Annotated in this window: 11 protein-coding genes; 10 read left to right on the forward strand and 1 reads right to left on the reverse strand. The window is 70.3% G+C overall.

Annotation, left to right across the window (positions count from 1 at the left end; all coding sequences use genetic code 11):
* Nucleotides 1-16 precede the first annotated feature (16 nt).
* The 10 genes from hemW (at nt 17) to IPL40_02915 (ending at nt 11975) form a co-directional block, all read left to right on the forward strand.
* On the forward strand, nt 17-1390 hold the full coding sequence (hemW, locus tag IPL40_02870; protein MBK8480109.1) for a radical SAM family heme chaperone HemW: 1374 nt from the start codon (nt 17-19) through the stop codon (nt 1388-1390).
* A gap of 41 nt (nt 1391-1431) precedes the next feature.
* Complete coding sequence (locus tag IPL40_02875) at nt 1432-2265, forward strand: nucleotide exchange factor GrpE (protein MBK8480110.1); 834 nt, start codon at nt 1432-1434, stop codon at nt 2263-2265.
* Nucleotides 2266-2272: 7 nt separating this feature from the next.
* Entirely contained in the window at nt 2273-4117 is a 1845-nt protein-coding gene (gene dnaK / locus IPL40_02880; GenBank protein MBK8480111.1) for a molecular chaperone DnaK, read from the forward strand.
* Between the two features lie 41 nt (nt 4118-4158).
* The gene (locus tag IPL40_02885) at nt 4159-5241 is read left to right on the forward strand and encodes a J domain-containing protein (protein MBK8480112.1); all 1083 of its coding nucleotides are present in this window, start codon (nt 4159-4161) and stop codon (nt 5239-5241) included.
* The gene (locus IPL40_02890; protein ID MBK8480113.1) at nt 5231-6181 is read left to right on the forward strand and encodes a site-2 protease family protein; all 951 of its coding nucleotides are present in this window, start codon (nt 5231-5233) and stop codon (nt 6179-6181) included. Before IPL40_02885 ends, IPL40_02890 begins: the two co-directional genes overlap by 11 nt.
* A 116-nt stretch (nt 6182-6297) precedes the next feature.
* Nucleotides 6298-7419, forward strand: coding sequence for an HlyC/CorC family transporter (locus IPL40_02895; GenBank protein ID MBK8480114.1), 1122 nt, complete (start codon nt 6298-6300; stop codon nt 7417-7419).
* Nucleotides 7416-8669 carry an HlyC/CorC family transporter gene (locus IPL40_02900; protein ID MBK8480115.1) on the forward strand — a complete coding sequence of 418 codons (1254 nt, stop codon included), beginning with the start codon at nt 7416-7418 and terminating at the stop codon, nt 8667-8669. Before IPL40_02895 ends, IPL40_02900 begins: the two co-directional genes overlap by 4 nt.
* Before the next feature lie 76 nt (nt 8670-8745).
* On the forward strand, nt 8746-10029 hold the full coding sequence (larC, locus tag IPL40_02905; protein MBK8480116.1) for a nickel pincer cofactor biosynthesis protein LarC: 1284 nt from the start codon (nt 8746-8748) through the stop codon (nt 10027-10029).
* Entirely contained in the window at nt 10029-11687 is a 1659-nt protein-coding gene (locus IPL40_02910) for a PAS domain S-box protein (protein MBK8480117.1), read from the forward strand. The genes larC and IPL40_02910 overlap by 1 nt, the downstream gene beginning before the upstream one ends.
* A 27-nt stretch (nt 11688-11714) precedes the next feature.
* A complete protein-coding gene (locus IPL40_02915; protein ID MBK8480118.1) occupies nt 11715-11975 on the forward strand; it encodes a hypothetical protein in 261 nt (86 codons plus the stop codon).
* A 167-nt stretch (nt 11976-12142) separates the two neighbouring features.
* On the opposite strand, the gene IPL40_02920 is transcribed toward IPL40_02915, so the two are convergent.
* Nucleotides 12143-13408 (reverse strand): PEGA domain-containing protein, encoded by a 1266-nt coding sequence (locus IPL40_02920; protein ID MBK8480119.1) that lies wholly within the window; start codon nt 13406-13408, stop codon nt 12143-12145.
* Nucleotide 13409: the final 1 nt, after the last annotated feature.

Here is a 13409-nt window from a genome sequence, read left to right on the forward strand (position 1 = left end):
CGATGCGCAACAGCCGATGCGCGGCCGGCCTTGGACCGAGCGCCGCACGGTGGTAGAGGGTGTGGAGGGTGATGCACGCGCCCGAGGGAGCGAGGCCGAAGGCAAGGAGCCGCAGCGGTTGGCCGCAGAGGGGCGAGGGATGGAGCAGGCTGCGTCGCACTTCGGCGTTTACGTCCACTATCCGCTCTGCCGTCGGCGCTGCGGTTACTGCGACTTCGCGGTCGTCGAGCAGCGCGACTTCCCGGCGGCGGCCTACACCGATCAGGTCTGCAGCGAGCTGCAAGCGCGCGCGGACGACTACCGCGCCGGAACCTTGCGCACGATCTATTTCGGCGGCGGAACGCCCTCGTTGTGGCCCGTGGAGCAGATCGCACGGGTCCTGGCGGCGATTCGCGGGAGTTTTCGCCTCGCGTCGGCGCTGGAGGTGACGCTGGAGGCGAATCCCGGCACGCTCGACGCGGCCCGACTTCGCGCCTGGCGCAGCGCGGGTGTCAATCGCCTCAGCCTCGGGCTGCAGTCGCTCGACGACGCTATGCTGCGGACACTCGGGCGCGACCACGATGCGGCCGAGGCGCGCGCTGCTCTGCGCGCGGCGCGCGACGCAGGCTTCGACAACCTCAGCTGTGACCTGATCTGCGGCGTCGGGGGACAGACCGTCGCCCATCACCTCGAGCAGATCGCTCTGCTGACGGCGCTGGCACCGGAGCACATCTCGCTCTACGCGCTGACGCTGGCGCGCGGGTCCACGCTCTGGCGCGCGGGGCTGCGCCCTGCGGAAGAGGATCGCGCTGCCGACCTGCTCGAGCGCGGGCGCGAGGCGCTGGCGGCGGCCGGCTATCCGCAGTACGAGGTGTCGAACTTCGGCCCCGTGGAGCGACGATCACGCCACAATGCCCTGGTCTGGGCGGGCCGCCCCTACCTCGGCTTGGGTGCGGCGGCGCATTCGCTGCAGCGCGTGGGCCCACGCCACCTGCGCCTGATCAACCCGCCCAGCTCGCGCTATCTCGGGGCGCGCTGCCTGCCCGCGGGCGCGCAGGGCAGCCCGGCCGTGGCGCAGGTGGCCGGCGCGCGCGTGCGGCTGCTGGAGCCCGAGACCGCACGCTTCGAGGTGATGCTGCTCGGGCTGCGCACCGTCGACGGCGTCACTCGCGCAGCGTATCGAGCGTACTTCGGCGCCGACCCCTTGGACGATTTCTCGGGCCCGCTGCAGGAGCTCGAGGGTCTCGGACTCGTGCGTATCGACGACGCGCGCGTCGCGCCGACGGCGCAGGGGATCTGGTTCGCCGACGAGCTCGCCTTGAGGTTGCTTCGTCCCGCTCGCGCCGCTCGGGCGGATCGCCGAACCCCTGCGCGCCGCGGGCGGCGGGTTGGTAAGCTTGGGGCCGAATGAGGCATTTTCGGCGGCTCGCGAGCCGTGGTAGAAGTAGGTGTATGCCAAACGATTCTGATTCCACTGCGACCGCGCGGCCGCCGGCTGAAGTTGTGAGCGCGGAGGTCGCCGCGGAGGCCTCGCCTGCCGATCCCCCCGACCCGCCCGCGGGCCTGGCTGGCGCGTCGCCGCCGGTCGATGACGCGCCCGCGGCGATCGCCCCTGAGCCTGCCCTTTCCGACGCTGCCGCCGCCGCGGCTGAGGCGGCGCCGCAGGCGGCTGCGGATCCCCTCGCTGCGCTGCAACAACAGCTGACGAAGACGAAGGATAGCTGGCTGCGCGCGGCCGCCGACCTCGAGAACTACCGGCGGCGGGCCCGTCGCGACCAGCTCGACGCGGTGAGGCGGGCCGAGAACGAGGTCGTGCTGCTCTTTCTTCCGGTGATGGATAACGTCGAGCGCGCGATCGGGCACGCCCTTCAGGCTGGCGGCGAGGCCAACACGGGCGCGCTCCTCGAGGGCGTGCGGATGGTCGAGCGGCAGTTCGCGGGCGTGCTGGCCCGCTTCGCTATCGAGGCGCAGTCCACCGTCGGTCAGCCCTTCGATCCACAGCACCACGAGGCGATTCAACAGCAGCCCTCGGAGCAGCCGCCGGGCACGGTCGTGGGCGAGTTGCAGAAGGGTTATCTGCGCGACGGCCGCCTCGTACGCCCGGCGCTGGTGGTGGTGTCGAGCGGCCCCGGCGTCGCGACTGCGGCGGTGAGCGAGTCGGCGCCCACCCCGAGCGACCTCAGCACCCCCGCAGCGGCGACCGCGGCAACGACTGAGGGTGGGGACGCAAATGCCGGCGCCGCTGTTGGCGCCGCAGCCACAGCGGGCGACGAAACGCCCGGGTAGGGGAACGATGGCAAGGGCGATTGGCATCGATCTCGGGACGACGAACTCCTGCGTGGCCGTCATGGACGGCAGCGACCCCGTCGTCATTCCGAACAGTGAGGGCAGCCGCACGACGCCGTCGATCGTCGCCTTCACGGAGAGCGGGGACCGGCTGGTTGGCCAGGTCGCCAAGCGCCAGGCGGTGACCAACCCCGAGAACACGATCACCGCGGTCAAGCGGCTGATCGGCCGCAAGCGCGAGGACGAGCAGGTGCACCGGATGCAGGAGGCCTGCCCCTACGCCATCGTCGCCGCTGACAATGGGGACGTGCGGGTGCGGGTGCGCGGGCGCGACTACGCGGCCCCGGAGATCTCCGCCATCGTCCTGACGCGGATGAAGGAGACGGCGGAGGCCTACTTGGGTGAGGAGGTCAGCGACGCCGTGCTGACTGTGCCCGCCTATTTCGACGACGCGCAGCGTCAGGCCACCAAGGACGCCGGACGGATCGCCGGGCTCAACGTCTTGCGGATCATCAACGAGCCGACCGCGGCGGCGCTGGCCTACGGGCTGCAGGACCGCGGTGCGCAGCGCGTGGTCGTCTACGATCTCGGCGGCGGCACCTTCGACGTCTCGCTGCTCGAGCTGCGCAGCGGGGTCTTCGAGGTCAAGGCGACGAGCGGCGACACCTTCCTCGGCGGGGAAGATTTCGACGCGCGGATCGTCAGCCACCTCGCCGAAGGCTTCCTGGCCGAGCATCAGATCGACCTGCGCCGCGATAAGATGGCGCTGCAGCGGCTGCGGGAGGCCGCCGAGAAGGCCAAGCACGAGCTCTCCGCCAGCCTCGAGACCGACATCAACCTGCCCTTCATCGCGGCCAGCGCCTCGGGGCAGCCCTTGCACCTGACGGGCTCCTTGACGCGGGGCAAGCTGGAATCGCTGACCGAGGACCTGATCGAGCGCACGGTGGGCCCCTGCGAAGAAGCGCTGCGCGACGCAAACCTGACCAAGGAAGCGATCGACGAGGTCATCTTGGTCGGCGGTCAGACGCGGATGCCGATGGTGCAGGAGCGCGTGGCGGCGCTCTTTGGCAAGCAAGCGAACCGCAAGGTCGACCCCGACGAGGTCGTGGCCCGCGGCGCGGCGATCCAGAGCGGCGTAATCCGGGGCGAGGTCGAGGAGGTCCTGCTGCTCGACGTCACGCCGCTGAGCCTCGGCGTCGAGACGGCGGGCGGCGTCTTCACGCGCCTGATTCCGCGCAACACGACGATCCCCACGCGCAAGACGGAGGTGTTCTCGACCGCGGTCGACAACCAGCCGCTCGTCAACGTCCACGTGCTGCAGGGCGAGCGCGAGATGGCGGGAGACAACAAGAGCCTGGCCTACTTCCAGCTCGAGGGCATTCCGCCAGCGCCGCGCGGCGTGCCGCAGATCCAGGTCACCTTCGATATCGACGCCAACGGCATCGTCAACGTTGGGGCGCGCGACCTCGGCACCGGGCGCGAGCAGACCGTGCGGGTGGTGCCGACCAGCGGACTGACCGAGAGCGAGATCGAACGGATGATCGGCGAGGCCGAGGAGCATCGCGAACAGGACCGCCGCAAGCGGGATGACGCCGAGCTGCGCGTCAACGCTGAGACCCTCGTCTACACGACCGAGGGGGCGATGCGCGAGTATGGCACCCTGCTCAGCGCCCAAGACCTCGAGGACATCCGCCAGGATCTCGAGCACTGTAAGCAGGTGCTCGAGCACGTCGGTGGCGAGGACGCGCTGCAGAAGGCGATGGAGCGGTTGCAGGATTCGTCCTATCGCTTCGCCGCTGTGATGTACGATGACGCGGGCGGCTCGGCCGGTGGACAGCAGGGCAAGCGCTGACGGCGGGCCGAGCGCGCGCGCCAAACGGCCGTTGAACCACCGTGAACGACCAGGTCGACTTCTATCAGGTGTTGGGGGTCCCGCGCACGGCGCCGATCGAACAGATCAAGGCGGCCTACCGCCGGCAGGCGCTTCGACACCACCCCGACAAGAACGCTGGTAGCCGCGAAGCCGAGGAGCGCTTCAAGCGCTGCAGCGAGGCTTTCTCCACCTTGACCGACGCGACGACGCGCGCGGCCTACGACGCGCGCCTCTGGAGCGAGCTCAGCCCCGCCGTGCTCGTCAGCGAGCTCTTCGCCGGGCTCACCGGCGGGCGCTGGCGTCGCCGTTCGGCAGGACGCGATCTTCGCCACGAGCTGCCCTTGACGCTCGAGCAGTGCGCGCTCGGCGGTCGACATCGGCTGAGCTTCTCTGTCGAGGGCGTCTGCGAACTCTGCGAGGGCTTCGGCGCGCCGACCGAGCAGCTCAGCCGCTGCAGCGACTGCGATGGTCGCGGGGAGTGGCGTGCGCCGGGCCTCCTGGCCCTGCCGCGGCCATGCCCCCACTGTGGCGGGCGTGGGCTGCGCAGCCAGAGCGCCTGCCGGCGCTGCGCGGGCGTCGGGGTCGTCGAGCTCTCGCGCACGATCGAGGTGCGCGTGCGCGCCGGTAGCGCCGACGGGGAGACGCTGACGCTCCTTGGCCAAGGCGAGCCGGGGCGCCACGGGGGTCGCGCGGGCGACCTCTACGTGATCGTGCGGACCTTGGCCCACACCCTGCTCACGCGTCGCGGTGACGATCTGATGCTCGACCTGCCCCTCGATCCGGCGGCCGCCGCCCTCGGTGATACCACCGACGTCCCGACCCTCGAGGGTGAGGTCCGGTTGCGGGTGCCGCCGGGGAGCCAGTCGGGCGAGGTCCTGCGGCTCGCCGGGCGCGGGATGCCGCGGAGCAGCGGCGGGCGCGGTGATCTGCTGGTGCGGGTGCAGGTCGAGACGCCCGTCGGGCTCACGGAGCCACAAGTCGCGCTCTGGACACGGCTCGCGCGCGCCGCCGAAGACAGGGCTAACTACCCGCGCACCCGCCGCTTCGGCGAGCGGCTGGAGCTGCTGCGCGCGCAGCGAGCGGAGGGGCGTGATGGTGGCTGAGCGACCGCCACCACGCTACCTGTTGCACCTCGGGCTCTTCCTCGGCACCTGCCTGACCACGACCTGGGCCGGTGCCAGCCAGGTCCACCCCGAGTTGAGCTGGTTCGCGCCGCGTCACGCGCTCCAGCTCTTGCCCTCCGGTCTCGCCTTTTCCAGCACCTTGATGGCGATCCTCTTGAGCCATGAGATGGGGCACTATGTGGCCGCCCGGGTCCACGGCGTTGCGGCCTCGCTGCCGCTCTTTCTCCCGCTTCCAGTGGGGCTCGTCGGCACCCTCGGTGCCGTGATCGCGCTGCCGCGGTCGGTAAGTGATCGCAACGCCTTGGTCGACATCGGTGCCGCGGGGCCCTTGGCGGGGTTGTTGGTCGCGCTGCCCCTGCTGGCCTACGGGATCCACCTCTCGCCGGTCGCGCCCTCGCAGCCCGGTGGGCTGGTCGAGGGCAACTCGATTCTCTACCTGCTGCTGAAGCTAGCCATCAAAGGTCGCATCCTGCCCGGTGGAGGGCTCGATGTGCAGCTCCATCCGGTCGCCTGGGCCGGCTGGGTCGGCCTGTTGGTGACGATGATCAACCTACTGCCGATCGGTCAGCTCGATGGCGGGCATATCGCCACGGCCTGGTTGGGCGAGCGCCAGGCGCGCTTGGCGCCATGGCTGCACCGCGCGTTGCTGCTCGTCGGCGCAGGCGCGGTGGCCTTTACGGCCTGGGAGCTTGCGCCACGCTGGCCCTTATCCGAGGCGCTCTTGGCTGCGCTCCCTGCCGGGATGCCCTGGTTGATTTGGTGGCTGCTGCTGACGGTGTTGCGGCGACTGGACGGTGGCCGTTACCATCCCCCGGTCGCCGGTGAGGCGCTGTCGCCCGGTCGCCAGCGGCTTTGCTGGGCGATGCTGGCGCTGCTGATGCTGATCGCGTCGCCGATTCCGCTGCGCATCGCGCCGTAGCGTGCGAGGACGTGCCGCGCAGGCGGCGCAGCGCGGATGCTGCGCGGGGCTGCCGTGCCCGGGCGGCGGAGGGGTTGCGCGGCGGCGCGGGCGCCCGCTGGGTTGGAGTCCGATCGTTGGGGGTGGTTGTGTTCGACGCTGAGACCGTGCTGCGGCTGGTGATCTTCGTGGCGCTGCTCGTGCTGTCGGGGTTCTTCGCCTCGGCCGAGACGGCCTTGTTCTCGATCAGCTCGGTGCAGCAGCTGCGCCTCGAGGAAGAGGGACATCCTGCCGCGTCGCGCCTGCGCCAGCTCTTGGCTCGCCCCCGCCGCTTGATCGCGACGATCTTCATCGGCAACGAGATGGTCAACGTGGGTGCCTCGGCGCTGATGGCAGCGCTGGCCAGCCGCTACCTCGAGGACCAGAACGAGGTCGTCGTCACGGTGGTATCGACGAGCATCTCGGTCATGCTGATCTTGCTCTTCGGCGAGATTGTCCCCAAGAACCTGGCGGCGCGCATCCCGGAGCGCTGGGCCCTCGCCAGCACACGGCCGATCGCCGCGATGGCGTTGGTGATGGCGCCGCTGCGGCTGGTGATCGAGCGCATCGCCGACGCCGTGGTCTACCTGGTCGGCGATCGCCAACGACCAGCAGGTCAACGCGCTGGCGTGAGCGAGGGCGAGTTTCGGGCGATGGTCGATGTGGTCAGCGCCGGCGGCGAGTTGGATCGTCGGGAAATGCAGTTGATCCACAACGTCTTCGACTTCGGCGAGCGTCGCGTGGCGGACGTCATGACGCCGGCGGCGCGGGTCTTTGCGCTGCCTGATGACCTCTCGCTGAGCGAGGTGATCGCGCGCGTGCGCGCCAACCGCTACAGCCGGATCCCCGTCTATCACGGCAGCCGCGATCGGGTAGTTGGCATCCTCTTGGCCAAAGACCTGATCCCCCCCTTGCACGCGCAGGATTTTGGGCCGCGCCTGCCCAGCGCCGGCCCTGACGAGCGGTCTCCGGCGTGGATGGTCGGGCTCCAGCGCTGGTTGCGGCCGCCGTATTTTGTGCCGCGCGCCACGAAGTGCGTCCAGCTCTTGCACGAGTTCCGCCGCCGCCGTGCCCATCAGGCGATCGTCGTCGACGAATACGGTCGCTTCTCCGGCCTGGTGACGATGGAGGATCTGCTGGAGGAGATGTTCGGCGAGATTCGCGACGAGAAGGAGATCGGACCACCGCGCGGCACCGCGCGCCCGATCAAGCGCTCATGACGCTGGGTGTCGCATTATGGATCGGCGCGATCTGCCTGCTCGCGGAGGGTCTCTTCTCCGGCGCCGAGCTGGCGCTGATCTCGGCCGATCGCGTCGTGCTACGTGGCTGGGCTGATCGCGGCGGGCGTCGCGGCAAGCTGGTGCGGCGCTTCCTCGAGGATCCGGGCCAGCTGATCTCGACCGCGCTCGTCGGCACCAACATCTGCGTCGTGCTCAGCACGGTCGTCGCGACCCTCGTGCTGCTGCAGCACTTCCCGCGGCGCGGCGAGCTGCTGTCCCTGCTCGTGATGACGCCCTTGGTCTTGGTCTTCGGCGAGATCGTGCCGAAGAGCGTGTTTCAGCACTACGCGGACCGTTGGGCGCCGCGCTTGATCTACCTGCTCTCGGTCTTCCGCCTCTTGTTCTTTCCGCTGGTGGCGCTGGGTAGCTGGATCACGCGCCAGCTCTTGCGGGTCGTGCGCCTCGATCAACAGCGCCTCTTCATGAGCCGAGACGAGCTGCGCCTGCTGATCACGCTGCCCAGCCGCGGGGGCCCCGACCGGATCACGGCCGATGAGCGGCAGATGATCAGTCGGATCTTCAAGTTCTCGACCCAGTCCGTCGCCGATGTGATGGTGCCGCTGAGTGGCGTGACGGCGCTGCCGCTCGCCGCCCCGCCCGGCGAGCTCGTGCGGGTCATGGCCGAGAAGCGGCACACTCGGATACCGCTCTACCGCGACCGCCTGGACCAGATCGAGGGCATCGTTCACTCCTTTGACGTGCTGCGCGCTGAGCCGGGGACCCCGCCCTCGGCGCTCTTTCGCCCCGCGATCTTTGTGCCCGAGAGTCAGCCCGCGGGCGATACGCTGGTGCGCTTGCAGCGGGAAGGGCAGGGCATGGCGGTGGTGGTCGACGAGTACGGCGGGGCCGTCGGCGTGGTGACGATCGAGGACCTGCTGGAGCAGGTCGTCGGCGAGATCGAGGACGAGCATGACCCGCGTCCGGTCGATCTGATTCGGCAGCTCGGGCCTGGGCATTATCGCGTCAGCGGGCGAGCGACCGTCGAGGCCTTCAACCAGCTCGCCCGCGCACAGCTCCCTGTCGGCCCCGACTACGAGAGCGTCGCTGGGCTCGTGCTCGACCGCTGCAAGACGATTCCGACGGCAGGGCAGCGGATTCAGGTCGCCGGAACGACGGTGATCGTGGTCAAGGCGACCGACCGCTCCGTCGAGGAGCTCGAGCTCGTCGTCGGGGCAAAGCCGGGGCGCTAGCGAGCCGGCGATCCATTGGGGCGGTCCACTGGGGAGCGAGCGAGGAGGGGAAGTGAGCGCAGCGGAGTCTCTTGCGGTGCCCGCATCAGCATGGCGCGGCCAGCAGCTCTATCTCGACTGCTTCAGCGGCATCGCGGGGGACATGTTCCTCGGCGCCATGCTCGATCTAGGGCTGCCGGAGGCTTGGCTGCGCCAGGAGCTGCAGCGGCTGCCGATCGACGGCTACCGGCTCGAGATCGCCCGGCGCTCGCATCATGGAATCGAGGGCTGCGATCTTCGGGTGGTGGTCGAGCAGGCGGGACCGCACCATCGCAGTTACCGTGAGCTACGCGAAATGATCGCGAGCGCGGGTTTTTCGGCAGGCGTTTGCGAGCGGGCGCTGGGGTTGCTCGCCCTCGTCGGCGCGGCCGAGGCTCGGGTGCACGGCATCGCGCTCGATCAGGTGGAGCTGCATGAGCTGGGCGCCGTCGACTCGCTGGTGGACCTCGTCGGCGCCGCCCTGGCGCTCGAGTATCTGCAGCCGGCGGCGGTCTCCTCTCGGGTGGTGCCGCTTGGCCACGGTTTCGTGCGCTCCGCGCATGGCAGCATGCCCGTGCCGGCTCCGGCCACCCTGGAGCTTCTCCGCGGCCTTCCGGTCGAGGATGGCGGCGTGGCCTTCGAGCTCTGCACGCCGACCGGGGCGGCGATCATCGCGGCGCTGGCGCCGCGCTTTGGTCCCTGTCCGCGGGGGCGCGTGTTGGCCGTCGGCTACGGTGCCGGGGATGCCAGCCTGCCGGACCGTCCCAATCACCTGCGCGCCATCGTTCTCAGCGAGGTGGGCGACCCGCTCCTGGGTGACCCGCTCCTGGGCGACCCGCTCCTGGGCGACCCTGCCTTGAGCGACCCTGCCTTGAGCGACCCTGCCTTGAGCGACCCTGTCGTGCTGCTCGAGGCCAACCTCGACGACATGCCTGCGGAGTGGTGCGGCTACCTGATGGAGCGGCTGCTGGGCGCCGGCGCGTGCGATGCGTGGTACACGCCGATCGTGATGAAGAAGGGTCGACCTGCGCTCACGGTCTCGGTGCTGGCTACCGCCGCGAGCCAGGCGGCCTTGAGCGGACTGCTGCTGACGGAATCGACCACGCTCGGTGTGCGCTACCACACGATGGGAAGACGCGCGCTGGAGCGCCGGCACGTGACGGTGAGCACGCGCTTCGGCGTACTGGGGATCAAGGAGGCGCTCGACGGCGGGCGGGTCGTCAACGCGGCGCCCGAGTTCGAGGATTGCCGGGCGGCTGCGGAGCAGCACCAGGTGGCGCTAAAAGAGGTTTATGCCGCCGCTGTCGCAGCGCACCAACAACAGGGGCAGACGGGGGCGTGATGGCGAGATCTCAGCAGGCTGGGCTGCCACGGGTTTCAGAGGCGTGCGCGCTGGTGCTGGTCGGCAGCGGACCGCTGATCGAGTCCGTCGCCGCAGTGCTGGCAGCGACGGACTGGAGCGTCGCGACGGCGAGCGAGCCGCGGGCCCTGGCTGAAGTGATCGGCGATCGCGCGAGCATCGTGTTGCTCGACGAGACTCAGCTCGCGGCCGTCCGGCGGCACCTCCGGGGCCGCAGCAGCAAGGCCGCGCCCGCCTTGCTGCTGCTCGTCGACAGACGGGTCGAGGCGACGCGGAGGCTACCTGCGGCCGCGCGCCTCGAGGAGGTGCTGTACTGGCCTAGCGAACCCGAGCTGCTCGACTGGCGGCTGAGGGCGCTCGGGGAGGCGCTGTTGGCCGAGCGCAGCGCCGCTGCGCTCGCGCAGCGCCTGGCGCTGCTGGCGGCGATCGCTGCGGCGGCTCGCTCCGACGAGGGCTTCCAGGAGGGAATCCACCGCCCGCTCGTGCAGCTCGCGGCTTGCACGGGAGCCCGCTGCGCGCGGGTGCTGGTGCCGGCGCGCGAGGCAGAGCGCTGTTACGTGGTCGGAAGCAGCCTCGATCCGAGCGCCAGCGATCGCCTCGGACGCTTGGCGACCGCGGCGGAGTGCAGGGCGGCGGTCGAGGCGGGGCAGGAGCTGCTTACAGGTCCAATCGACCTCGGGCCGCGACTGGCCTCGAGCGGCGGACAGCTCAAGCTCGCAGAGATGGGGCATCTGCTCGTCATGCCGCTGCGCCACGACGATGCGGTCCGGGGCGCGATCGAGCTGCAGTTCGTCGGCGACGCCGCGCTCAGCGAGGGCGCCCGCGAGATCGTGGGCCTCGCCGCCGCGATGATGGCTCCCTGGCTGGCGCAGGACCGGGCGTTGGGCGCCTTGGTTGCGGTCCGCGCGCCAGGGCGCCCGACGAGCGGTGAGCGCGCCGAGGCGCGCGCGCTCTCGGAGGAGCTGGCGCAAATGAAGCGTTTTCTCGATCAGCTGATCGACGCCAGCCCCGAGGCCATCGTCGCCTGCGACGAGGCTGGCGCGGTGACGCTGTTCAACAAGGCTGCCGAGTCACTCTTTGGGCTCTCGGCGCGACAGGTTACAGGTCGGTTGCCCTTCGATTTGCTCTTCCCCGAGGGCGTCGGCGCGAAGCTGCGCGAGCAGCTCGCCGGCAGCAGTGGTGCCGGTGGCGCAATCGAGCCGCTGCGCAGCGAGGTGATCGATGCCCAGCAGCTACGGGTTCCGGTACAGCTGACGGTCAGCGTCATGCCGCGAGCAGCCGGGGCGACCGGCTCGGTGGCCGTGATCAGCGACCTGCGTGAGCGTCTGCGCATCGAGCACGACCTCGTCCATGTGCGTGAGCGCCTGCTGGTCTCCGAGAAGCAAGCGCTGCTGGCAGAGCTGGCCGGGACGACCGCCCACGAGCTGAACCAGCCTCTGACCTCGGTGATGGGCTACGCTGAGCTGCTGCTGCGCCGCCTGCCGCCGCAGGACGTCAACCATCACGCCGCCGAGACAATCCTGGAGCAGGCCCAGCGAATGGCGGATATCGTCCGCAAGATCGGTCGGATCACGCGCTATGAAACCAAACCCTACGTCGGCGAGACGCAGATCCTCGACCTCGACCGCTCGACGGAGTAGCCGTCCGTCGGAGCGATGGGAGTGCAGATGAACGGACAAGCCCTACTGTCGGAGCTCGAGGGCCTGGCGCAGAAGCTCGAAGTCGAGGTGGTCTACGATCACTTCGCCGGCGACAGCGCGTCGGGGGGCGGGCTGTGCAAGGTCCGGGGGCGCTGGCGGGTGATGGTCGAACGCCACGCCTCACCGGCGGAGAAGGCGTCGGTCATCGCGCGCAGCCTAGGAGACTTCGACCTCGACGAGCACTTTGTCTCGCCCGCGGTGCGGCAGCTGATCGAGCGCCGCCGCTAGCGGAGCGATCAGCTGAAGTGGCGGGCGTGGAGCGAGAGTCGAGATCGGCGGCGCAGGGCCGTCGCCTCCCCCTCGGGCGACGACCGTAGCGTTGCGGTCTTGGCTGCTGGTGTCCCGCGCTCCAGCAGTGCCCCGAGGCAGCGTGGCGCTCGTCGGCGGCCTCGGCCTCAGTTGTCGATCGCGACGCAGCGAAACCCCGCGGGGCAGTTCTCGCCCTGCCGCGAAAGGGGCACGGCAATGGCGGTTGCCACGACGGCAGCGCCCGCGCCGATCGCTGTCCAGAACCACCAGCGACGATGGAACGCAGTCGCGGTCGCGGCCCGCGGCGGTGGTGGCTCGGGCGGCGCCTCGATTCGGCCATCGTAGGGCACGTTCGCGTAAAGCAGGTGGGCCAGCGTCGCCACCGCGCGCTGGTCGCGGCTGCCGAGCGGCAGCTTGACCTGATTGAGGCGCAGTCCGGAGCGCAGATCGTATAGATAGGCGCGCACCTCGAGCATCGAGCCGGGCAGCGGTCGAAGCTCGGCAAAGATGATCTGGTGCACAAAGAGCACGCGCCCCGCGTCGGCAACCGGCACCGGTGCCTTGGCTGCCCCGAGCTGGGTGCGGGCCTGAGCGATGGCCTGCTGCAGCAGCAAGTATTTCTCGCTGCGGCTCAGCGGCTGGACGAAGGTTTGCTGTTGCCGGGCATCGACGGTCGCGCGGCCGCCGGCGCGGACGAAGCCCGCCTTCTTGAAGGTGAGGTAGTGGTCGCCGACGGTCAGGCCGAAGGCAATTGTCGGGGTCACACCGACGAAGCGCCCGTCGACGTAGGCTTGGGCGCCCGGCGGCTGGCTATCGATCTGGAGGCCGCCGCGACCGAGGCGCTCGACAGCGGCGCGTGCCTGCTCGACGACTGGGATCATCTCCGCGGGGAACCGAGAGACGTCGTATTGGTGCTGGGGGCGCCAGACGAAGAGCCGTTGCAGGGCGGCGCGCGCGTCACGCTTGCGCCCGTCCTGGGCGAGCGCGACGCCCAGCCCCAACATGGCGTCCGCGAGTAGCTGCTTCTTGATGAAGGGCAGCACTGGAACGAGCGCTTCGACGGCCTCAGCGAGGCTGCTGGCCGCCGCCGCCGGGGGGCCCTCGGTGAGCAGGCGGAGGCCGCGCGCCGTGGCCTCCGCGGCCTCCGCGACGGCGCCTTGCGGCACCTCACCGGCGAACTCGGCGAGCAGGCTGTCGGCGTCACGCACCTCGAGGCGGCGGTTGGTCTGCAGCGCTGCCTGGAGCGCACGACTGAAGCGGCCCGTGTCCTTGGCCGAGATGCCGGCTGCGGGCAGCAAGAGCACGGTGACGCGGACGCGCGGCTCCGGCGGCGCGGCGCGCGCCAGCGAGACGCCGAGGGCGAAGGTCGCCGCCGCGGCGCAGCCCCAGCGCCCGATCGCGCCACAAGCCAAG

This window comes from Pseudomonadota bacterium, from assembly GCA_016711215.1.
Lineage (GTDB): Bacteria > Myxococcota_A > Polyangia.